The sequence below is a fragment of the Streptomyces sp. NPDC093510 genome, from assembly GCF_040683555.1.
GTDB lineage: Bacteria > Actinomycetota > Actinomycetes > Streptomycetales > Streptomycetaceae > Streptomyces.
In genome coordinates this window covers 291,439-312,661 of sequence record NZ_JBFBEE010000008.1, presented here as the reverse complement: position 1 = coordinate 312,661, position 21,223 = coordinate 291,439, and the positions used below count along the sequence as shown (strand labels likewise).

Below are 21,223 nucleotides of genomic sequence, written 5' to 3'. Positions count from 1 at the left end.
TCAGTGCTCCGGGGCCGGTTCGGGGGCGGCGGGCGGGCCGTCCGGCTCCGGGGGGCGCTCGGGTTCGCAGACCGGGCAGGGGGCCAGGGCGTCCGCCGCCGGGGCCGTGGCGTCCACCGGGGCCGTGGTGTCCGCCGGGACCGTCGCCTTACCCGCGACCAGCGGGCAGTCCGCGCGGTGCCGGAGGGTTCCGCCGGGGACCATGAGGAGCGCGTCCCCGGTCGCCACGGGGGGCCGGGGCCGTTCCGTGGCGGTCGCGGTTTCCGTCGCCACCAGGAGTCCGTACAACTCCTCGACGCGCGCCGCCGCCAGGGCGCTCCTGCCGTGGGCGAGCAGCACGGCGCCCGCGACGATCAGCGCCGCACCGGGCACCGTGCAGGAGGCCAGGTAGGGCAACTGCCGTTCGGCGAACCGTTCTCCGGAGACTCCGTACCAGCCGATCACGCAGAGCACCGCGCCGGCGGAGAGCGCCGCGAAGGCCGCCCACAGCAGGGGGTGCACGGCACGCGAGCGGTCCCGGCCTGACGCACCGGCCGTCCGAACTGTCTGAGCCGCCCGCATCGGAGCCCCCTGGGACACGTCGTCGGTCACATCGGTGACGTCGATGGGCTGTCCATGTCAGCCGATGGATTGCACTATGCCTTCTGGAAGCCGACCCTGAAAGCTCCGGGCCCGCACGGCCCGGACCGACACCCGGTGGTGAGCCAGATGGTTCTCGGGAGCAGCCCAAGGCGGGGGACGTACCACGGGCGGGGAAGGGTGCGGGGCGCGGCGCTGGCGGCCGCCGCGGTCCTGCTGATCGGACCGGCCGCCGTGGCCTGCGGCGACGACAGCGGAGGCGGGGACGGCGGCAAGCCGCCCGAGCCGTCCGTGGAGAAGACGGCCGACGCCCCCGAGGAGAGCGCGTCCGCGCCCGCCGATCCGGCCGCCGAGGAGAAGGAAGTCCGCGAGAACTGGGAGAAGTTCTTCGACCCGAAGGTGTCGCTGAAGGAGAAGGAGACCGTCCTGGAGAACGGCCCCGAGATGCGCGCCGTGCTGAAGAGCTTCGGCGGCGACGAGCGGGGCGAGCAGGTCGCGGCGGAGGTCGGCGAGGTCGAGTTCACCTCGGCGGACGAGGCGGACGTGACGTACGCGCTGACCCTGAAGGGGGCCACCGCGCTGCCCGACGCCTCCGGGACGGCCGTCGACGAGGACGGCACCTGGAAGGTGTCCGTCAAGACCCTCTGCGCCCTGGTGAAGCTGAGCGGCAATGCGTCGCCCGGTCCGGGCTGCTGAGGCGCTGCTCGCCGTCGCGGTCCTCATCGCGGGCGCGGCCTGCGGGAGCCGGCTGCCCGAGAGCGACTTCGAGCGGCGCGGCACCGTGCCCGCCCCCGCCGGGGGAGCTCCGGTCAGGGTCGGCATCATCACCAGCGCGACCAGTCCCGTCGGCGGCGCCGCGTTCACCGGGCCGCGCGACGGCGCCAAGGCCTATTTCGACCGGCTGAACGCACGGGGCGGCATCGCGGGACGCGAGGTCGAGGTGCGCACCTGTGACGACGGCGGCAGCGGCGTCGGCAACAACGAGTGCGTGCACAAGCTCGTCGAGGAGCAGCAGGTCGTCGCGCTCGTCGCCACGTCCTCCCTGGACTACGCGGGCGCGGCCCGGGTCTCCCGCGCGCGCGTGCCCGACGTCGGGGGACAGCCCATCGGGCCCGCCTACGAGACGTATCCGCACCTGTACGGGATCTACGGCAGCCTCGCCCCGCGCGAGGGGAAACCGGGCTGGGACGGCAAGCTGTACGGCGGGACCGAGGTCTACCGCTACTTCAAACGGGAGCAGGGCGCGAGGACCGCAGCCGTGGTCTCCTACAACCAGGCCGCCTCCGCCGCGTACGCGCGGCTCGTCACCCGGGGCCTGGAGGCCGAGGGCTACAAGGTGGTCACCGAACAGGTCGACTTCGCGCTCCCCAACTTCCGTGCCGCCGCGGCCGATCTGAAGGAGCAGGGCGCCGACCTCGTCTTCGACGCGATGGACACGCACGGCAACGCCCAGCTGTGCGAGGCGATGGACAAAGTCGGTGTGAAGGTCACCGCCAAGGTCACCAACGTGCAGAACTGGACCTCGACCGTCGGCGACGACTACAAGGACGCGCCCCGCTGCCGCAACGCCCTGTGGGCCACCGGGTCGAGCAGGAATTACGAGGACACCGGCCACCCGGCCGTGCGGGAGTTCCGCGCGGCCATGAAGGGCAGGGCGCTCTCGCAGTGGCAGCTGGAGGGCTGGGCCGCCGCCATGTGGTTCACCGACGCCGCGCGGTCCTGCCTGGACGGGGGCGGCGACGTCACGCGCGCGTGCGTGGACCGTTTCATGGGCAGGAACGAGCCGTACTCGGCGCGGGGGCTGCTGGTGCCCGTGCGGTTCGAGCAGCGGACGCGGCCGCCCGCGACGCGCAGGACGTGTGTGTCGGTGGCCCGTTGGCGGGACGGGAAGGGTTGGATCACGCAGGGCGGCGACATGAACCGGAACTGCTTCGAAGTGCCCCAGCTCTCCTACCAGCCTTGATGCGTGAAACCGCAGAAAGGTTCCCATCCTCTGCTTTCGATCACGCATCTGTTCGGAAACAGGATGGTGAGGGAACCCAACCTTTGGCCAGGATTCCCCGTCTAACCCTGCGGTAGGCGGACGAGGGGGACTGTCCGCATGGAAGCGCGGAATACGGGGACGCATGCACATCTCTTTCCTTATTCACAACGCGTACGGAATCGGAGGGACGATCCGGACGACGTACAACCTGGCGAACACGCTGGCCCAACAGCATGACGTCGAGGTCGTATCCGTCTTCCGGCACCGCGACGCGCCCGTCTTCGCGCCTGACCAGCGCGTCCGACTGAGCCACCTCGTCGACCTGCGTGAGGGCACCTCGGGCTACGAGGGGAAGGACCCGGAGCATCTGACCCCTGCCCGGACGTTCCCCAGCGCCGAGGGCCGGTACGCCCAGTACAGCGCCCTCACCGACCGCCGCGTGGCCGACCACCTGGCACGCCTCGACGCGGACGTCGTCGTCGGCACCCGGCCCGGCCTCAATGTGCACATCGCCCGCCAGACCGCGCGCGGCCCGCTGCGGGTAGGCCAGGAACACCTCACGCTCGACAGCCACAGCAAGGAACTCCGCCGCCAGCTGCGCAGCGTCTACCCGCGCCTCGACATCCTGACCACGACGACCGAGGCCGACGCCCGCGCCTACACCCGCACGATGCGCCTGCCCGGCGTGCACATACAGGCGGTGCCGAACCCGGTGCCCGCACCCGGCATAGAGCCCGCCGACGGCTCCCACAAGTGGGTCGTCGCGGCCGGACGGCTGGCCCCCGTCAAGCGGTACGACCTGCTGATCAGGGCCTTCGACAAGGTGCGGCGCGAGCGCCCCGACTGGCGGCTGCGGATCTACGGCGGCGGCAAGCAGAAGGAGAAGCTGCGCGCGCTGATCGACGAACTCGGCCTGTACAACCACGTCTTCCTGATGGGCCCCGCCCACCCGATCGAGCCCGAGTGGGCCAAGGGCTCCATCGCCGCCGTCACCTCCAGTCTGGAGTCCTTCGGCATGACGATCGTCGAGGCGATGCGCTGCGGGCTCCCCGTGGTCGCCACCGACTGCCCGCACGGCCCCGGCGAGATCATCGACAACGGTGTCGACGGGCGGCTCGTCGAGACGGGCAACGCCGACGCCATAGCCGGCGGACTGCTCGAACTGATCAACAACGACTCGCTCCGGCAGCGGATGGCGGGCGCGGCGCTCCAGGACTCCGAGCGCTTCGACCCGGAACGCATAGCCGAGCGCTACGACGCCATGTTCTCCGGGATGCTCGCCCGCGGAGGCTCCATGGGGGGCCGGATGCGCGGCTCCCTGCACCGCACGCGAGGCGCGCTGCTCGGGGGCGCGTACGCCGTGCGTGATCTCGGCCGCGCACAGACGAAGGGATCGACCGCATGACGTCCTTGGCCACCTCGAAGGCGGCGTCGCACGCCGGGGACGACCAGGAGGCGTCGGGAGCGCCGCGCGCCGACTGCATCGCCGACTCCGCCGGGGGACTCACCTTCGACGTCACGGACCCCGGCGTGCCCGGCACGGAGGACGCCGCCCACCTCCTGCTGCGCCGCCGCGACGCCGAATCGCCCGAGGACTGCGTGCGCCTGCCGCTCTCCCCGTCGGCCGACGGCAGGCTGCGGGCCGCGCTGCCCAGCAGCGTCGAGCTCGCCGAAGGCCGCTGGAACGCGTACGCGCAGGTCGCGGGCGGTGAGCCGCGCCGTCTGATGCCGGGCCTGAACGATCTGCGCTCGCTGGTCGACCGGGCGCCCAGCGGCAGCCGCGGCCACGTCGCGGTGCGCATCCCCTACGCGACGAAGCAGGGCAACCTCTCGGTGCGCAGCTGGCTGCGCGCGCCGCACGCCGAGACCGGCGAGATCGGGATCACCGACACCGCCATGACCGTGCAGGGCCGGGTGTACGGCACCGCGATCGCCGACACCGCGTACGTCGAGGCCGTCCGGCGCGCCGAGCCCGACGTCGTCCACCGGGCCGAAGCCACCGCGGAGGGACCCGAGTTCACCTTCGAGCTGCCGTACGGCCCGCTCGCAGGGCGCGGGGCCGGCCCGTGGGACCTGTGGCTGCGGCCGGCCGGCGAGAGCGGCCCGCGGGTCCGCCTGGCCCGGCTCCTCGACGACGTCCCGGACAAGAAGGCGATCTTCACGTACCCGGTCGTGCCGTGTGCCACGGCGGACCACGGCACGCTTGAGGCGGGCCCGTACTACACGCTCGACAACGACCTGTCCGTGCGCGTCCGCGAGACGGAAGCGAAGAAGGGGACCGGCGGGAAGGAAGGGGCCGGCGAGAAGGAGGAGGCCGGCGAGGAGGGCTGACCCGCCGGGCACAATCACGTCCATGTTGGAGACCTCGGCACGACTGCTCCGCCTGCTCTCCCTCCTGCAGGCCCACCGCGACTGGTCCGGCGCGGACCTCGCCGCCCGGCTCGGCGTCACCCCGCGCACGGTCCGGCGCGACGTCGACCGGCTCCGCGAACTCGGCTACCCCGTCAACGCGTCCCCCGGCACCGGCGGCGGCTACCAGCTCGGCGCCGGGGCCGAACTGCCGCCGCTGCTCCTGGACGACGACGAGGCGGTCGCGGTCGCCGTCGGCCTGCGCACCGCCGCCGGGCAGGGCGTCGAGGGCATCGGCGAGACCTCGGTCCGCGCGCTCTCCAAGCTCGAACAGGTGCTGCCGAACCGGCTGCGCCGCCGTGTCGGCGCCCTGCACGCGTTCACCGTGCCGATGCTGCGGGCCCCGCAGCCCGAGGGCGTCGACCCGGCGGTCCTCACCGAACTCGCCGACCTCTGCCGGGACTCGGAGCGGCTGCGCTTCGACTACCGCGACCACGAGGGAAGTGCCTCCCGCAGGACCGTCGAGCCGCACCGCCTGGTGTGCACCGAGCGCCGCTGGTACCTCGTGGCCCGGGACCTCGACCGCGACGACTGGCGTACGTTCCGCGCGGACCGCATCGAGCCGCGGCCGCCGCACGGGCCGCGCTGCGCGCCGCGCACCCCACCCGCCGACGACCTCGCCGCCTATGTCGCGAAGGGCGTCTCCACGCGCGCGTACGCCGCACACGCCGTGGTCCGCCTCCTCGTCCCGCTCGCCGAGGCGGCCCAGCGGATCACGCCCACCGACGGCACCCTGGAGGCCGAGACCGAGAAGAGCTGCCTGCTGCGCACGGGGGCGACGAGCCTGGACGTGATGGTCTTCCATGTGATGTTCATGGGCTTCGAGTTTGAGATCGTCGAGCCCGCCGAGCTCGCCGAGCGGGTCAGGTCGGCGAGGGACCTCCTGAGCCGGGCCCTGGACCGGGGTGCTCGGTCTGCGGATCCTGACGCGGCCGGTCCGTGTCCCGCGCCTCGTACGCCGCGTACTCGGGATGGTGCAGATCGAACGCCGGGGACTCGGAGCGGACCCGGGGCAGCGTGACGAAGTTGTGCCGAGGGGGCGGGCAGGAGGTCGCCCACTCCAGGGAGCGGCCGAAGCCCCAGGGGTCGTCGACGTCGACCTTCTTGCCGTACTTGGCGGTCTTCCAGACGTTGTAGAGGAACGGCAGCGTGGACATGCCGAGCAGGAACGCCCCGATGGACGAGATGGTGTTGAGCACCGTGAAGCCGTCCGCCGCCAGATAGTCGGCGTAGCGGCGCGGCATGCCCTCGGCGCCCAGCCAGTGCTGGACCAGGAACGTCGTGTGGAAGCCGACGAAGAGCGTCCAGAACTGGATCTTCCCGAGCCGCTCGTCGAGCATCTTGCCCGTCAGCTTCGGCCACCAGAAGAAGAAGCCGCCGAAGGTCGCGAAGACGACGGTGCCGAACACCACGTAGTGGAAGTGCGCGACGACGAAGTACGAGTCGGTGACGTGGAAGTCGAGCGGTGGCGAGGCCAGGATGACGCCGGTCAGACCGCCGAAGAGGAAGCTCACCAGGAAGCCGACCGCCCACAGCATCGGCGTCTCGAAGGACAGCGATCCCCTGAGCATCGTGCCCGTCCAGTTGAAGAACTTCACGCCCGTCGGCACCGCGATGAGGAAGGACATGAACGAGAAGAAGGGCAGCAGGACCGCGCCGGTGGCGAACATGTGGTGCGCCCACACGACCACGGAGAGCCCGGTGATGGCCATCGTCGCGCCGACCAGCGGCAGATAGCCGAAGATCGGCTTCCGGCTGAAGACAGGGATGATCTCCGTGATGATGCCGAAGAACGGCAGCGCGATGATGTAGACCTCGGGATGCCCGAAGAACCAGAACAGGTGCTGCCACAGCAGCGCCCCGCCGTTCTCCGAGGCGAAGACGAGCGAGTGGAAGCGGCGGTCCGCCTCCAGGACGAGCAGCGCGGCGGCGAGCACGGGGAACGCGATCAGCACCAGGATCGATGTGAAGAGGACGTTCCAGGTGAAGACCGGCATCCGGAACATGGTCATGCCGGGCGCGCGCATCCCGATGATGGTGGTCAGGAAGTTCACCGCGCCGAGGATCGTGCCGAAGCCGGAGAGCGCGAGCCCCATGATCCACAGATCCGCGCCGATGCCCGGCGACCGCTCCATGCTGTTGAGCGGCGCGTACGCGAACCAGCCGAACGAGGCGGGCCCGCTCGGCACCATCAGCGAGCCGAGCACCATCAGGCCGCCGAAGAGGAACAGCCAGTACGAGAGCATGTTCAGCCGTGGGAAGGCCACGTCGGGCGAGCCGATCTGCAGCGGCATGATCTCGTTGGCGAACCCCGCGAACGTCGGCGTCGCGAAGAGCAGCAGCATGATCGTGCCGTGCATGGTGAAGGCCTGGTTGAACTCCTCGTTGTTCATCAGCTGCAGCCCCGGGCGGGCCAGTTCGGCCCGCATCAGCAGGGCCAGCGCGCCGGCGACGAGGAAGAAGACGAACGACGTGATCAGGTAGAGGTGGCCGATCTTCTTGTGGTCCGTGGTGGTCAGCCAGTCCACGATCACCCGGCCGGGACGCCGGTCCCGCACCGGCCGTCCGGTCTCCAGCGCCGTCTCGGTCCCCATCGCTCGCCCCTTCGCCGTCGCGTCCTGGGACCAGCCCGCAGGCTGTCGAAGCTCACGCCATGATGCTCGCGTCGCCCCGGCTCCGACAGAGGGCGTACGCGGGCTCAGGGTGACCGGTGAGCGGACACCGGCGCCGGAACGGAGAATTCCCCCTGCCTCGTCACGCGTCGTCACATCCCGCTCGGCGGCCGGGATTCGGAAATGCGGAGGGCTCGTAAAGGGCCCGCGATCTTATTCGGGCGTGGCTTATAAGGGAGGGGAGAAGAATCCTTCCGGGTGACGCGAAGACGCCGCCGAATTACGTCGACAGAAGGACGGAACCGCCCGTACGTGTGACGGAGTTCGACCGAAACGCACGTGGTGATCCTGTGACAAAAGCGTGACCGGAGAGGTATCGGTGACGCATGGTGTCCGCTCCCCGGGCTTCCCCGCCGGTGCCATGGCCGCCTAACGTGGCGGCCATGGCACCTATCCCGACCCCTCCCACAGAGCCCCAGGACAGCCCGGACAGTTACGTGGGCCTGGCGGCCGACGGAGCCGAGCGGCAGGCGCGCGAGCGCGGCTGGTCCACCGTCAGGTCGCTTCAGCCGGGCACGATCATCACGATGGAGTACCTCGCGGGACGCCTCAACTTCGAGGTCGAGGAAGGCACCGTGACGCGCTGCTGGAAAGGCTGAGAGCCCGTGTCACCACCCCGGCCCCGAGGCGTAAGGCGGAAGGCCCCGGCTCCCTGAACGGGGGCCGGGGCCTTCGCGGTGCGGGGGGTGGGCTGTGCGTACCGGCCCCCGCCGTCTGTGGGGTCAGCCGCCCGCCACCGGGCGGGCCGACGTGGTGCCGCGGGTCACGCGGTCGGTGTGCGGCGGGCGGCGGCTGCCCGCTGGAGTGACCGGGGTGCGCTCGGAGCGGGCCGTGTGCGGGCCCGGCGCCAGATAGGCCGAAGGGCGGCCGGCGCGGGCGGCACCGACCGGCTCGCGCGCGGGCGCGCCGTCGTCGGCGGCCGGGCGCTGCGGCACCATCGCGGGGGCGCCGACCGGCGCGGGAGCCGGCTCGGGCACCGTGATGATGCCGGTGCGGCGGGCGCGCCAGGACTCGCGGACGCTGAAGATCACGGCTTCGACCCGGGTGATCAGCGACTCGAACCAGGGCAGCGCGAGCAGGATGAGAAGGCCCGCGGCCCAGCCGAGGAAGACGTCGCTCAGCCAGTGCGTCCCGAGGTAGACGGTGGTGAGGCCCACGCTCAGCGAGACCACCGCGGACAGGGCCGACAGATAGCGGCGGGTGCGCGGGGTGGAGGCGAGGTAGGCCAGGATTCCCCAGGTCACGACGGCGTTGGCGGTGTGGCCCGAAGGGAATATATCGCCGCCGAGCCACATCTCGTTCGAGCCGATCGTGGTGGCGTAGTGCGGGCCGAGGCGGCCCATGCCGATCTTGGCGGCGCCGACGGTGACGTTGAGCAGGAGCAGGGATGCGCCGAACATCAGGAGCGGCCGCAGGGTGTGCTGCCGCCAGGAGCGCCAGCCGAGCCAGGCCGCGACCATGACGGCCGTCGGTCCGCGCTGGCCGAGCACGACCCAGTAGTCGAGGAAGGCGTGGATCTCCGGCCACTGCTGGTAGGGCCGGAAGAACATGACCTGCCAGTCGAACCGCACCAGCCACGAGGTGGTCAGCACGGCGACGACGATGGCCAGGTAGAAGGCCAGGGTCGCGCTGAAGAGCACGATCCTGTGCCGGCTCATCCTCGGCACATCGAGGTGGGTCGGTCGTTCCGGCTCACGGTCCAGCCGGGCGAAGACCCGGTCAAGACGGGTGAGGTTTCGTTCGGTACGCACCCAATCGACGTTACAGCGAGTGAGTGCGGCACTAGGCCGAATCAGTGGCTTTGTGATGACGATGTGATGTGGGATTGATCTCAGGGCGAGGTTTATTCCTGGCGTTTCTCTATTCTGTGCCGGTCCCTTACTCAATTCGTTGATCATTTTCGATGCCGTTTTATGGCCCTTATGAATTCGTTCACCGGGGCCTGGCGTGGAATTTCCCGTTCGATCATCGAGGGTCCACGAAAACGATCATGACGTGATCAGGGCGGGCCCGAGCCGTGCAGCCAGAACGCCCCGTAGACCGCGCTCACCACGGCCACACCCCCGAGGACCAGCGCCGACCTGGACGTACGCAGCCGGGCCAGCGCCACCGCGACCGGCAGCAGGAGCGGGAAGGCGGGCATCAGGAGCCGCGGCTTCGAGCCGAAGTAGCCCGCCGCGCACAGGGCGAGCACGACGACGATCCCGCAGTAGACGAGAAGCGGCAGCGGCTGCTTCCGGCGTACGCCGAGGACGTACAGCCAGACGACCAGGGCGACACCGGCGATGAGGCCGAGACCCGCGAGGGCGCCCGGGACGGAGGTGAACTTCTCCCCGACGAAGCGCGCGAAGGCGTAGCCGAAGTCGAAGCCGTTGCCCCAGCCCGCCTGGACGTCGAGATAGCCGAGGAGACCGCCGCCGGTGCGGTGCCCGACCCACAGCACATAGGCCGCCGCGCCGAGCGGGGCCAGGACCACTCCGAGCAGCATGCGCGGGTCCGCCCGCCGCTCCCGGTACACGCGCACGGCCGCAGCCGCCCAGATCGCCGCGACCACCGCGGCGCCCACCGGCCGGGTCAGCCCCGCGAAGGAGGCGAGCACACCCGCCGTCACCCAGCGGCCCCTGAGCACCGCGTACAGCGACCACGCGGCGAGCGCCGTGAACAGGGACTCGCTGTACGCCATCGACTGCACGACGCCGACCGGGAGGACCGCCCACAGCGCGGCCGCGCAGATCCCCGCCCGTCGCCCGTACACATGGTCGGCGACCGCGAAGATCCCCGCGGCGGCGAAGAGCGACGCGACCCAGCTCACCACCAGACCCGCGTCCGCGTACGACAAGGGGCTGATCGCCGACACGAGCCGTTCCAGCCAGGGCAGCAGCGGGAAGAACGCGAGGTTCGAGTGGACGCTCCCGTCCGGGAGCGTCACCTCCCAGCCGTACCCGTGCTCGGCGACCCGCGTGTACCAGAGCGAGTCCCAGCGGGCGGTCAGCAGCGTGTGCGGGCTCTTGCCGGCCGCCGCGCCCCACACCGCGAGGACGGCGAGGCCCAGCGCGCGCACCCCCGCGTACACGAGGAGCGCGGGGGCGGCACGGCGCAGCGCGTGGCCCGCCGGGGGAGGGGCGAGGCGTAGATCAGGATCGGTCACGGGCTCGATTATCGGCCGCGGGGGGAACCGGACGTTCCAGGGGGGCGCGGCCGGGAGGCCGGGGCGTGGCGCACACCACATCGCATCCGTACAACCATGAGAGGTCCGCCACGCGCCCCGGATGAGGACTCGCGTACTCTGACGGCTCACTCGCCTTTGTCCGTGCCGCCGGAGCAGGGAGTTCACATCCCGCGGGCCACCGATGCGAGGGACCACTGGGAGGTACGCACATGTCCGGGACGACCACGGCCGCAGCACCGCAGGGCCGGCGGGGATCCGGGGCCGGTGCCGGGGCCAACCGCTGGGTCGTGCTCGTCGTCCTCTGCGTCAGCCTGCTGCTCGTCGCCGTCGACGCCACCGTGCTGCACGTCGCGGTTCCCGCGGTCACCGAGGACCTGAAGCCCGGCGCCATCGAACTGCTGTGGATCGTCGACATCTATCCACTCGTCTGCGCCTCGCTCCTCATCCTCTTCGGCACACTCGGCGACCGCGTCGGCCGCAGACGCGTCCTCCTCCTCGGCTACGCCCTCTTCGGCGTCGCCTCCGCGGTCGCCGCCCTCTCCGACAACGCGCAGGTCCTGATCGGCGCCCGCGCGCTGCTCGGCGTCGGCGGCGCGATGATCATGCCCGCGACCCTCTCGATCCTGCGCCAGGTCTTCCCCGACCGCCGCGAGCGGGCCCTCGCCATCGGCATCTGGAGCGCGGTGGCCGCGGTCGGCGCGGCCGTCGGCCCGCTGCTCGGCGGGTTCCTCCTCGAGCACTTCTGGTGGGGCTCGGTCTTCCTCATAAACATCCCGCTGATGCTGATCAGCCTGCCCATCGGGCGGTGGCTGCTGCCCGAGTCGACCGGTGACAGGAACGGGCCGTGGGATGTCGTCGGCGCGCTGATGGCCGCGGGCGGGCTCTTCGGCCTCGTCCTCGGGGTGAAGCGGCTCGGCGGCGGCGAGTCGCCGCTCGGCGCCACGACGCTGGTCTCCCTCGCCGTCGGCGGTGCCCTCCTCGTCGGCTTCGTCCGCAGGCAGCGGCGGCGCAAGCATCCACTCGTCGACCTGTCGATGTTCGCGCGGCCCGCGTTCAGCACGTCGGTCGGCTGCATCGTCCTCGCCATGCTCGCCCTCGTGGGGCTTGAACTCATCGCCGCGCAGTACCTCCAGCTGGTGCTCGGGCTCTCCCCGCTGGAGACGGGCCTGCGCCTCGTGCCCCTCACCGTCGCCGCGATGGCCGCGGGGCTCGCGGGCTCGAAGATGCTCAGCGGTCTGGGGCCGCGCACGATGGTCTGCGCCGGCTTCTGCCTGACCGCGGCCGCCGTGCTGCTGCTCACCGGCATGGGCGCGCACGCCGACGACACGCTGCTCCTCGTCGGCTTCGTCCTGCTCGGCTTCGGCCTGGAGACCACGCTGTTCGGCGCGTACGAGTCGATGCTGAGCGAGGCGCCGCCGGCGCAGGCGGGCGGGGCGGCGGCGATCGGCGAGACCTCCTACCAGCTCGGCGCGGGCATCGGCATCGCGCTGCTCGGCAGCGTCATGAACGCGGCGTACGCGCCGGGGCTCTCCTCCGTGCCGGGGGTCTCCGCGGCGGACGGCGCCGCGGCGGGGCACTCGCTCGGCGAGGCGTACGAGGTCGCGGCGCGGCTCGGCGGGGATTCGGGGGCGGCGCTGCGGGCCGCGGCGCGGGACGCCTTCGTGCACGGGCTGCATGTGACTCTGCTCGTCAGTGCGGGGCTGCTGCTGCTCGGGGCGGTGGCGGCGTTGAGGCTGCCGCGGGGCATGGAGTGCGGGGCGCCTGCGGCGCGGCTTGAGCCGGGGGTGCCTGGGCCCCGGACCCCGCGCGGGTCGGCGCCGCCCGGTCGTCCGTGGACGTCTGAACCACCCTCGGGGTCGGGTTCTTCGGGTGCGGGTGGTTTGTGGCTGGTCGCGCAGTTCCCCGCGCCCCTGGTGGGGGCCGTCCGGGTTTTTCGCGTGCGGGTGGGGTGTGGCTGGTCGCGCAGTTCCCCGCGCCCCTGGGGGGTCCGGGACATAGCTGTTCCCCGTGCCCCTGGGGGGTCCGGGACACCGCTGTTCCCCGCGCCCCTGATGGGGGTCGGTGTGCTCTGGACGTGCGGGAGACTGCGTCGTAACGTCGGCGTGAGTCGTTGTTAACTACCGCTGCTAGTTTTGTGTCGCCGGAGGCCCGCATGTCCGCAAGCGCCCGCACCCCTCTGCCGCCCTTCGATCCCACCGATCCCCTCGGCATCGACGACCTCCTCGACCCGGAGGACCTCGCGATCCGCGACACCGTCCGCACCTGGGCGACCGATCGGGTACTGCCGCACATCGCCGACTGGTACGAGAGGGGCGAGCTGCCCGGCATCCGTGAGCTGGCCCGGGAGCTGGGCTCGATCGGGGCCCTCGGGATGTCCCTGGAGGGGTACGGCTGCGCGGGGGCCAGTGCTGTGCAGTACGGGCTCGCCTGCCTGGAACTGGAGGCCGCCGACTCCGGCATCCGCTCCCTCGTCTCCGTGCAGGGCTCCCTCGCCATGTACGCCATCTGGAAGTTCGGCTCCGAGGAGCAGAAGCAGCGGTGGCTGCCGGGCATGGCCGCCGGTGAGATCATCGGCTGCTTCGGGCTGACCGAGCCGGACCACGGCTCCGACCCGGCGTCCATGCGGACGCACGCGAAGAAGGACGGCACCGACTGGGTGCTCAACGGCCGCAAGATGTGGATCACCAACGGGTCGGTCGCCGGGGTCGCCGTCGTCTGGGCGCAGACCGACGAGGGCATCAGGGGATTCGTCGTCCCGACCGACGCGCGGGGCTTCTCGGCGCCCGAGATCAAGCACAAGTGGTCCCTGCGCGCGAGCGTCACCAGTGAGCTGGTCCTCGACGAGGTGCGGCTGCCCGCGGACGCCGTGCTGCCCGAGGTCGTCGGCCTCAAGGGGCCGCTGAGCTGTCTCTCCCACGCCCGTTACGGCATCGTCTGGGGTGCGATGGGCGCGGCCCGCTCGTCCTTCGAGGCGGCCGTGGAGTACGCGAAGAGTCGTGAGCAGTTCGGCCGGGCCATCGGCGGCTTCCAGCTCACCCAGGCCAAGCTCGCCGACATGGCGGTCGAGCTGCACAAGGGCGTCCTGCTCGCCCATCACCTGGGACGGCGCATGGACGCGGGCCGGCTCCGTCCCGAGCAGATCAGCTTCGGCAAGCTCAACAACGCCAGGGAAGCGATCGAGATCTGCCGCACGGCCAGGACCATCCTGGGCGCCAACGGCATCTCGCTGGAGTACCCCGTCATGCGGCACGCGACGAACCTCGAGTCGGTGCTCACCTACGAGGGCACCTCCGAGATGCACCAGTTGGTACTGGGCAAGGCGCTCACCGGTCTCGATGCCTTCCGGTGACCGGTCCTGTGCCGGCCCGGGCTCCGGTGAGCGGCCCTGCCCCTAGCTCTGATTGAAGAAGCCGTCCGAAGGGCGACTCACGGCCTCGCCGTTGACGATCTGCGTGTCGGCGGGGGTGAGCAGGAAGACCCGCGTCGCCACGCGCTCGATCGAACCGCGCAGGCCGAAGGTGAGGCCGGCCGCGAAGTCGACCACGCGCTTGGCGTCGGTGGGCTCCATGGACGTGAGGTTCATGATGACCGGGACGCCGTCCCGGAAGAGTTCACCGATGTGGCGCGCGTCCCGGAAGCTGTCCGGGGTCACGGTGCCGATCCGCTGCCCGTGGTCCTGGGCCGGCTCGCTCGCCACCCGCGCGCGCGGGTCCGTGACCCAGGCCTCCGGCTGGTCGGGTCCCTCGGCCCGGTCGTCTTCGTAGCCGTCGTCGTAGTAACGCTCGTCGTTGTTGTCGTCGACGAGGCCAAGCCAGGCACTCGCCTTGCGCACCGATCCCATGGACGCCTCCTCTCGCAGCGGTTTCCCTGAATTCCGCATCCCTATCGTCGTCCATGATGCGGATGATGCGCCAAGTGGATAGTCGCCGCGCGGGGTTTTCGTGACGGTACTGGTGCAGAGTCAACACGCCGATGTGCGGTGCGCTCCAAGGGTCGTCCTGTGCACGGCTGCTGACTGTGAGTGAAATATGATTCTTCACGGCGTACGGGTGACGGCCGGTGCGTACGGGTGAACGAGCGCCTCGCTACGATGCCGGAGTTGATCACATCCGGGCCACTCGGGGGAGTCGTCTTGTTCGGAATCGTCAGGCCCTGCAGCCACCGCCTCGGTGAGGGCCTCAAGGCCCAGTGGATGGCGCACCTGTGCGGGCTCTGCCTCGCACTGCGCGGTGACCACGGGCAGTTCGCCCGCGTCGTCACCAACTACGACGGGCTCATCATCTCGGTTCTGACGGAGGCTCAGGCCCAGCGGTCGACCGGCTGGCGGCGCACCGCGGGGCCCTGCCCGCTGCGGGGGATGCGGACCGCCTCCGTCGCCCAGGGGGAGGGGGCGCGGCTCGCCGCCGCCGTCTCGCTGGTGCTCGCCTCGGCGAAGGTCCGCGACCATGTGGTCGACGGTGACGGGCTCCTGGCTCGCAGGCCGGTGGCCGTCGCCGCCCGGCGGGTGGCCAGGAGCTGGGACAGGGCGGGCGCGCGGACCGGCGCCGACGTGGGGTTCGACACGGCGGTCCTGGTCGACGCCGTCGAACGGCAGGCCGGCATCGAGGCATTGGCGGGGCCCGGCAGCTCGCTGCTCACGGTCACCGAGCCGACGGAGACGGCGACCGCCGCGGCCTTCGCGCACACCGCCGTCCTCGCCGGGCGGCCCGGCAACGCGGCGCCGCTCGCCGAGGCGGGCCGGCTCTTCGGCAGGCTCGCGCACCTGCTCGACGCCGTGGAGGACAGGGAAGCCGACGCCGCGGCGGGCGCGTGGAACCCGCTCGCCGCGACCGGCACGTCCCTGGCCGAGGCGCGGCGCCTGGCCGACGACGCGCTGCACGGCATCCGGCTCGCACTGCGCGACGCCGAGTTCACCGACGGCAAGCTGGCGCACATGCTGCTCGCGCACGAGCTGGGCAGGTCGGTCGACCGGGCCTTCGGGACGACCGCGTGCGGCCACGCGCATGACGTGACGGCGCATCAGGGCGGTTCCTTCGGACCGCCGCAGGGCGGCGCGTACGGCACTCCGCCGCAGGGCGGGCCGTACGGGGACGGCAATCCGTACGGGAGCGGGAATCCGTACGGGGGTGGCAATCCGTACGGGGGCGGGGCGCCCGGCGGGCCGGGTGGCCCGGTCGGGCCGGGTGGGCCGGAGGGCCCCGGTGGCTTCGGTGGCGGGCCCGCCTTCGAGCCGCAGCCCCCGAAGCCCGGCAAGCGCGGCTTCTGGGCGGGGTGCGCCGTCGCCATCGGGCTCTGCTGCACCTGCAAGATGTGCTGCGCCGACACGTACGAGGGCCCCTGGTCCCGCAAGAAGCGCGAGGGCTGCTGCAGCAACTGCGGCGACTGCGACTGTGGCTGCTGCGGCATCTGCGAGTGCTGCTCCTGCTGCGACTGCGGGCTGTAGCCGGCCCGTGCGACGGCCCGTCAGTCCTTGATCTCGGGCGGTGAGATGCGCGATTTCTCGATCGCTGAGTCCTGCGTGCCCCACTTCTTCAGGATGCGGTCGTACGTCCCGTCCTCGATGAGCCGGTCGACGGCCGCTCGGAACGCGGGCGCCAGCTTCGTGTGCTTCTTGAAGGCGAAGCCGACGTCGAGCCGCCGGTACTCGCCGAGGAACTTCAGGCCCTCCTGTTGTTTCACGGCGTAGCGCAGACCGTTGATGGTGGACATCACCACGTCGGTGCGGCCCTGCTGGAGCGCGGCCCAGATCGCGCCCTGCTCGGCGTACGTCTTCACGGCGTACGGCTTCTTGCCCGCCTCCGTGCAGACGTGCCGGTTGTCCTCCAGGGTGACCTCGAAGGTGGTGCCCGCGCCGGTCGCCACGTTCAGGCCGCACAGCTGCTCGAAGTCGGTGACCTTCTTCAGCTTGCTGTCCTCGCGGACGGCGAAGCCCTGGCCGTCGTTGATGTACGTGACGAAGTCGATGGTCTTCCTGCGCTCGTCGGTCACGCCGAAGTTGCCGGTACCCAGGTCGTACTTGCCGCTGCCCAGGGCGGGCAGGATCGCCTCGAAGCTCGCGGCCTCCCGTTCCGCCTTCAGGCCGAGGACCTTCGCGACGGCGTCCGCGAAGTCGATGTCCTGGCCGACGACGGTCCTGCCGTCCTCCAGATAGAGGGCGCCGGGCGGGGAGCCGCCGACGGACGAGGCGATGGTGAGCGTGCCCCGTTCGCGCACGTCCCGGGGCAGCAGACGCGCCGCCGCCTCGTTCTTGCCGACCGAGGAGACCACGTCCGCGGTCGGTATCCCGGTGGTCCCGCCCGCGGGTCCCGCTCCGCCCGCGGTGTCGGCGGCGTCACCGGAGCCGCAGCCGGTCAGCGCGAGGGTGGCGGCCGTGATCAGGGCGAAGGCCGCCGGGAGGCGGCGGGAGTGCGGGGGCGTGCTCATGGCGTGGCGGTCTCCAGCTCGGCAGGGCAGGACAGGACAGGGCAGGGCAGGGCAGGGCAGGGCAGGGCGAAGCGGACGTGCGAGGGGAGGGGGTGCCGTCGCCCGGACAGAACGGGGCGGCGGCGTACGCGTGTGAAGGCGGGGGCGACGGCGTGCGGGCGCACGGACGTCGGGAGGATGGCGCGGGGTGCCGACCCGGGCAGGGGGAGCGGGCTCAGCGGACGCGGAGCGGGCTCAGGGCTGCGGGAAGCGCAGGAGGAAGTGCGGGAAAACGCGCAGGGGGTCGGCTCAGAAGAACATCAACAAGACGCCGACCACACTCGACCGAAGTCGATGTGGGAGCGCGTGACCAGCCACTGCTGTGGATGCATGGGCCAAGTGGAACAGGCATCCGTTTCCGCGTCAACTGCCGTGAGACGTACGGCTCACATCCTGGACAGTCTTGACAGCGCGTGTGAAGTGCCCCGTAATCTCGAGGCGGATCGTGCTGAGGGGCTCGGTCCGTGTGAAGGCGTCACCCGTGTTCGATCTTCTGTATCCACGGAGCCTTCCGCATGTCTTCCGACACCCTCGCCAAAGTGGCAACCGCCCCTTCGCCCCGAGATCCCGACGCGTCCCCCGCCGAGCCGCGCATCGTGCCCCGTCCCCGCGTGGGTCAGTGGACGGCGGCCGTGGTCGTCCTGGTCCTGCTGGCGCTGGCCGCCGACTCCGTCGTACGCAATGAGGCGTTCCAGTGGGACGTCGTCGCCGGCCACTTCACCTCGGCGGCCGTGCTGCGCGGCCTCGGGCTCACGCTCTGGCTGACCGCCCTCGTCATGGCGCTCGGCTTCACGCTCGGCACGCTCCTCGCCATGGGCAGGCTCTCCGACAACCCCGTTCTGCGCGCCGTGAGTTGGGGTTACGTCTGGTTCTTCAGGTCGATGCCGATCCTGGTCCAGCTGCTCTTCTGGTTCAACATCGGGGCGCTGTACCCGCAGGTGTTCGGCGTGAAGACGGTGGACCTGCTCGGTCCCGTCACCATCGCCGTCATCGGGCTCACCCTGCACGAGGCCGCCTACGCCGCCGAAGTGGTGCGCGGCGGAATCCTCTCCGTCGACCGGGGGCAGGTCGAGGCCGCCCGTTCGCTGGGTCTTGGGCGGTGGCGCCGCTGGCGGCGGATCGTCCTGCCGCAGGCCATGCGGTCCATCGTGCCGCCCGCGGGGAACATGCTGATCGGCACCCTCAAGGGCACCTCGATCGTCTCGGTCATCGCCGTGCAGGACCTGCTCTACTCCGTGCAGCTCGTCTACCACCGCACCTACCAGGTCATCCCGCTGCTCATGGTCGCCACCATCTGGTACGTCGTGGTCACCTCGGTGCTCAGCGTGGGCCAGTACTACGTCGAGCGGCACTACGCGCGCGGGTCGGAGCGGTCCCGATGAGGCGCTCGCTGGTGATCGTGGGGGCCGGGCCCCGCGGCACCGGAATCCTGGAGCGCATCGCCGCCAACACCCTTCTTTCAGGGGCGGGTCCGGGGTTCGACATCCACTTCGTCGACCCCTACCCGCCCGGCGGCGGACGCATCTGGCGGCACGACCAGTCGCCGCTGCTCTGGATGAACTCCGAGGCGCGGGACGTCACCATGTTCACCGACGAGACGGTGGAGGTGGCGGGCCCGGTTCTGCCGGGCCCCGCGCTCCACGAGTGGGCCGGGCGCGACGGACGGGCCTTCCTCGGCCGCCGCGAGCAGAGCGCCTACCTGCGCTGGGTGTACGAGGAGGCCGTCGCCGCCCTGCCCGAGGGCGTCGTCGTCCGCCACCACCGGCGCAGGGCGCTGCGCGTCACCGGGGGCCGCGACACCTGCCAGGAGGTCACCCTCGAAGGCGTCGACGATCCCCTCGCCGCCGACCTCGTCATCCTCGCCCAGGGCCACCTGGACGCCGAACCGGACGAGGAACAGGCCGAGTTGGCCGCGTACGCCGAACGGAACGGGCTCGTGCATCTGCCGCCCGACTTCACCGCCGACAGCGACCTGTCACGGCTCGCCCCCGGCGCGCCCGTCATCGTGCGGGGCTTCGGCCTCGCCTTCGTCGACCTGATGGTGCTGCTCACCGAGGGGCGCGGCGGACGGCACGAAGGGGACACGTACCACCCCTCGGGCCGCGAACCCGTCCTGTACGTCGGCTCGCGGCGCGGCGTCCCCTACCGGTCGAAGATCGGCTACGACTGGGCAGGCGAACGGCCGCCCCTGCCGCGCTACTTGGGTCCCGCCGAGATCGACGGACTCCTGGGGATACCCGGCGGGTTCGACTTCCGGCGGGACGTCTGGCCGCTCGTCGAGAAGGAGCTCGGCTTCGCCCACTACCACCGCCTCTTCACCGCACACCCCGAACGCACCCGGACCGCATGGACGGACTTCGACGAGAAGTACGGGGCCTGCGACCCCGGCAGCCCCGAGCTGGACGCCCTCGTCGTCTCCGCCGTGCCCGACCCCGCCGACCGGCTCGACCTCACGGCGCTGGACCATCCCCTCGCCGGGGTGCGCCACACCTCCTACGAGCAGCTGCAGGACGGGCTGCGCGGCCACATCGCCGCCGACCTGGCACGCAGGCACGACCCCGGACACAGCCCCGACCTCGCCGTCTTCCTCGGACTGCTCTCCGTCTACGGGCAGCTGGTGCGGCTCGGCGACGTGGGGCCCTGGTGGCACGGCTTCTTCAGCCACCTCGCGTCCGGGCCGCCAGGGCCCCGGCTGAGGCAGCTGCTCGCGCTCTCCCGCGCCGGAGTCGTGCGGTTCCTCGGCGCGGACGTCCGGGTCACCGCCGAGGGCGGGGTGTTCCGCGCCCAGAGCCCCACCCTGCCCGGACAGGTCACCGAGGCCCGCGCGCTCGTCGAGGCGCGGCTGCCGCAGCCCACCCTCGCCCGCACCCGCGATCCGCTGCTGCGCGCCCTGTACGCCGAGGGCGCCGCGTCGACCGAGGCGGGCCTCCTCGCCGTCGACCCGGCCGACGGACGGGTGCTCGACCGGGCCGGCGCGGCGCACCCGCGCCGCTTTGCGCTCGGCCCGCACACCGACGCGCGCGGCGCCGGAGCGTTCACCCGGCCACGGACCAACAGCCCCACCTTCCGGCAGAACGACGCCACCGCACGCGCCGTACTCGACTTCCTGCTGACCACTCGGACCCGAGGACCCCATGTCTCTACCTCTGCCTCTGCCCCTTCCCAGTGACCCCGCCGCCGCTTCCCCCATGGTCGAACTCCGCTCCGTACGCAAGTCCTTCGGGGCGCTGGAGGTGCTGAAGGGAGTCGACCTCCGGGTCGGCAGGGGCGAGGTCGCCGTCGTCCTCGGCCCGTCCGGCTCCGGCAAGTCCACCCTCCTGCGCACCATCAACCACCTGGAGAAGGTCGACGGGGGACAGGTCGGCGTCGACGGCACGCTCATCGGCTACCGGCGCTCCGGCGACAAGCTGTACGAGCTGCGCGAACGCGAGGTGCTCAAGCAGCGCACCCGGATCGGCTTCGTCTTCCAGGACTTCAACCTCTTCCCACACCTGACCGTCCTGGAGAACGTCGTCGAGGCACCCGTCTCCGCGCTCAAACGGCCGCGCCCCGCAGCGGAGAGGGCCGCACGGGAACTCCTGGAGCGCGTGGGCCTCGCCGCCAAGGCCGACACCTACCCCCGACAGCTCTCCGGCGGACAGCAGCAGCGCGTCGCCATCGCCCGCGCCCTCGCCATGGAGCCGAAGCTGCTGCTCTTCGACGAGCCGACCTCCGCGCTCGATCCCGAACTGGTCGGCGAGGTCCTTGACGTCATCAGGGACCTCGCCCGGCAGGGCACCACGATGATCGTCGTCACGCACGAGATCGGCTTCGCCCGCGAGGTGGCCGACACCGTCGTCTTCATGGACGACGGCCGCGTCGTCGAACAGGGCGCCCCCGCCGACGTACTCGACAGGCCGCGGCACGAACGCACGCGCGCCTTCCTCTCCAAGGTCCTCTAGGAGTACG

General features: G+C 71.5%; 17 protein-coding genes and 1 pseudogene. 12 read left to right on the top strand and 6 right to left on the bottom strand.

Annotated elements, in window-relative coordinates; genetic code table 11:
* On the bottom strand, positions 1 to 561 hold the full coding sequence (locus AB0N81_RS15690) for a hypothetical protein (protein WP_365358375.1): 561 nt from the start codon (positions 559 to 561) through the stop codon (positions 1 to 3).
* Between the two features lie 147 nt (positions 562 to 708).
* On the opposite strand from AB0N81_RS15690, the gene AB0N81_RS15685 reads away from it, so the two are divergent.
* From AB0N81_RS15685 to AB0N81_RS15665, 5 genes are all read left to right on the top strand, one after another.
* A complete protein-coding gene (locus tag AB0N81_RS15685; RefSeq protein ID WP_365358373.1) occupies positions 709 to 1,275 on the top strand; it encodes a hypothetical protein in 567 nt (188 codons plus the stop codon).
* Complete coding sequence (locus tag AB0N81_RS15680; protein WP_365358371.1) at positions 1,250 to 2,542, top strand: ABC transporter substrate-binding protein; 1,293 nt, start codon at positions 1,250 to 1,252, stop codon at positions 2,540 to 2,542. The genes AB0N81_RS15685 and AB0N81_RS15680 overlap by 26 nt, the downstream gene beginning before the upstream one ends.
* Before the next feature lie 163 nt (positions 2,543 to 2,705).
* Positions 2,706 to 3,968 (top strand): glycosyltransferase family 4 protein, encoded by a 1,263-nt coding sequence (locus AB0N81_RS15675; RefSeq protein WP_365358369.1) that lies wholly within the window; start codon positions 2,706 to 2,708, stop codon positions 3,966 to 3,968.
* Complete coding sequence (locus AB0N81_RS15670) at positions 3,965 to 4,894, top strand: hypothetical protein (protein ID WP_365358367.1); 930 nt, start codon at positions 3,965 to 3,967, stop codon at positions 4,892 to 4,894. The genes AB0N81_RS15675 and AB0N81_RS15670 overlap by 4 nt, the downstream gene beginning before the upstream one ends.
* A 22-nt stretch (positions 4,895 to 4,916) precedes the next feature.
* Entirely contained in the window at positions 4,917 to 5,993 is a 1,077-nt protein-coding gene (locus AB0N81_RS15665; protein ID WP_365358365.1) for a YafY family protein, read from the top strand.
* Here the strand turns inward: AB0N81_RS15665 and ctaD are convergent.
* Positions 5,929 to 7,566, bottom strand: a pseudogene (ctaD, locus tag AB0N81_RS15660) (cytochrome c oxidase subunit I); the annotation flags it as partial. The gene AB0N81_RS15665 and the pseudogene ctaD sit on opposite strands and share 65 nt — an antisense overlap.
* A 461-nt stretch (positions 7,567 to 8,027) precedes the next feature.
* Between ctaD and AB0N81_RS15655 the strand changes: the two are divergent.
* Positions 8,028 to 8,243, top strand: coding sequence for an I78 family peptidase inhibitor (locus AB0N81_RS15655; protein WP_365358363.1), 216 nt, complete (start codon positions 8,028 to 8,030; stop codon positions 8,241 to 8,243).
* A gap of 123 nt (positions 8,244 to 8,366) precedes the next feature.
* Here AB0N81_RS15655 and AB0N81_RS15650 read toward each other — a convergent pair whose 3' ends face one another.
* Positions 8,367 to 9,395, bottom strand: a complete 1,029-nt coding sequence (locus AB0N81_RS15650) for a phosphatase PAP2 family protein (RefSeq protein ID WP_365358361.1) — start codon at positions 9,393 to 9,395, stop codon at positions 8,367 to 8,369.
* A 248-nt stretch (positions 9,396 to 9,643) separates the two neighbouring features.
* Positions 9,644 to 10,792 (bottom strand): glycosyltransferase family 39 protein, encoded by a 1,149-nt coding sequence (locus AB0N81_RS15645; RefSeq protein ID WP_365358359.1) that lies wholly within the window; start codon positions 10,790 to 10,792, stop codon positions 9,644 to 9,646.
* A gap of 230 nt (positions 10,793 to 11,022) precedes the next feature.
* On the opposite strand from AB0N81_RS15645, the gene AB0N81_RS15640 reads away from it, so the two are divergent.
* Positions 11,023 to 12,930 (top strand): MFS transporter, encoded by a 1,908-nt coding sequence (locus AB0N81_RS15640; protein ID WP_365358357.1) that lies wholly within the window; start codon positions 11,023 to 11,025, stop codon positions 12,928 to 12,930.
* A 35-nt stretch (positions 12,931 to 12,965) separates the two neighbouring features.
* On the top strand, positions 12,966 to 14,162 hold the full coding sequence (locus AB0N81_RS15635) for an acyl-CoA dehydrogenase family protein (protein ID WP_365358355.1): 1,197 nt from the start codon (positions 12,966 to 12,968) through the stop codon (positions 14,160 to 14,162).
* Between the two features lie 42 nt (positions 14,163 to 14,204).
* Here the strand turns inward: AB0N81_RS15635 and sepF are convergent, their stop codons facing one another.
* On the bottom strand, positions 14,205 to 14,654 hold the full coding sequence (sepF, locus tag AB0N81_RS15630; RefSeq protein ID WP_365358353.1) for a cell division protein SepF: 450 nt from the start codon (positions 14,652 to 14,654) through the stop codon (positions 14,205 to 14,207).
* A gap of 291 nt (positions 14,655 to 14,945) precedes the next feature.
* Here sepF and AB0N81_RS15625 point away from each other — a divergent pair, with 291 nt between their 5' ends.
* The gene (locus tag AB0N81_RS15625; RefSeq protein ID WP_365358351.1) at positions 14,946 to 16,256 is read left to right on the top strand and encodes a DUF5685 family protein; all 1,311 of its coding nucleotides are present in this window, start codon (positions 14,946 to 14,948) and stop codon (positions 16,254 to 16,256) included.
* A 20-nt stretch (positions 16,257 to 16,276) separates the two neighbouring features.
* Here AB0N81_RS15625 and AB0N81_RS15620 read toward each other — a convergent pair whose 3' ends face one another.
* Positions 16,277 to 17,236, bottom strand: a complete 960-nt coding sequence (locus AB0N81_RS15620) for an ABC transporter substrate-binding protein (protein ID WP_365358349.1) — start codon at positions 17,234 to 17,236, stop codon at positions 16,277 to 16,279.
* 554 nt (positions 17,237 to 17,790) lie between these two features.
* Between AB0N81_RS15620 and AB0N81_RS15615 the strand changes: the two genes are divergently transcribed.
* The 3 genes from AB0N81_RS15615 to AB0N81_RS15605 are packed head-to-tail and all read left to right on the top strand — an operon-like array spanning position 17,791 to position 21,216.
* Positions 17,791 to 18,657, top strand: a complete 867-nt coding sequence (locus AB0N81_RS15615) for an amino acid ABC transporter permease (RefSeq protein ID WP_365358348.1) — start codon at positions 17,791 to 17,793, stop codon at positions 18,655 to 18,657.
* A complete protein-coding gene (locus AB0N81_RS15610; protein WP_365358347.1) occupies positions 18,654 to 20,444 on the top strand; it encodes an FAD/NAD(P)-binding protein in 1,791 nt (596 codons plus the stop codon). Before AB0N81_RS15615 ends, AB0N81_RS15610 begins: the two co-directional genes overlap by 4 nt.
* A 19-nt stretch (positions 20,445 to 20,463) precedes the next feature.
* The gene (locus tag AB0N81_RS15605; protein ID WP_365358346.1) at positions 20,464 to 21,216 is read left to right on the top strand and encodes an amino acid ABC transporter ATP-binding protein; all 753 of its coding nucleotides are present in this window, start codon (positions 20,464 to 20,466) and stop codon (positions 21,214 to 21,216) included.
* The last annotated feature ends 7 nt before the right edge of the window (positions 21,217 to 21,223 follow it).

Coding starts and splice junctions, on each gene's coding strand:
- AB0N81_RS15690 (WP_365358375.1), bottom strand. CDS start 561: ATGCGGGCGGCTCAGACAGTTCGGACGGCCGGTGCGTCAGGCCGGGAC.
- AB0N81_RS15685 (WP_365358373.1), top strand. CDS start 709: ATGGTTCTCGGGAGCAGCCCAAGGCGGGGGACGTACCACGGGCGGGGA.
- AB0N81_RS15680 (WP_365358371.1), top strand. CDS start 1,250: ATGCGTCGCCCGGTCCGGGCTGCTGAGGCGCTGCTCGCCGTCGCGGTC.
- AB0N81_RS15675 (WP_365358369.1), top strand. CDS start 2,706: ATGCACATCTCTTTCCTTATTCACAACGCGTACGGAATCGGAGGGACG.
- AB0N81_RS15670 (WP_365358367.1), top strand. CDS start 3,965: ATGACGTCCTTGGCCACCTCGAAGGCGGCGTCGCACGCCGGGGACGAC.
- AB0N81_RS15665 (WP_365358365.1), top strand. CDS start 4,917: ATGTTGGAGACCTCGGCACGACTGCTCCGCCTGCTCTCCCTCCTGCAG.
- AB0N81_RS15655 (WP_365358363.1), top strand. CDS start 8,028: ATGGCACCTATCCCGACCCCTCCCACAGAGCCCCAGGACAGCCCGGAC.
- AB0N81_RS15640 (WP_365358357.1), top strand. CDS start 11,023: ATGTCCGGGACGACCACGGCCGCAGCACCGCAGGGCCGGCGGGGATCC.
- AB0N81_RS15635 (WP_365358355.1), top strand. CDS start 12,966: ATGTCCGCAAGCGCCCGCACCCCTCTGCCGCCCTTCGATCCCACCGAT.
- sepF (WP_365358353.1), bottom strand. CDS start 14,654: ATGGGATCGGTGCGCAAGGCGAGTGCCTGGCTTGGCCTCGTCGACGAC.
- AB0N81_RS15620 (WP_365358349.1), bottom strand. CDS start 17,236: ATGAGCACGCCCCCGCACTCCCGCCGCCTCCCGGCGGCCTTCGCCCTG.
- AB0N81_RS15615 (WP_365358348.1), top strand. CDS start 17,791: ATGTCTTCCGACACCCTCGCCAAAGTGGCAACCGCCCCTTCGCCCCGA.
- AB0N81_RS15610 (WP_365358347.1), top strand. CDS start 18,654: ATGAGGCGCTCGCTGGTGATCGTGGGGGCCGGGCCCCGCGGCACCGGA.
- AB0N81_RS15605 (WP_365358346.1), top strand. CDS start 20,464: ATGGTCGAACTCCGCTCCGTACGCAAGTCCTTCGGGGCGCTGGAGGTG.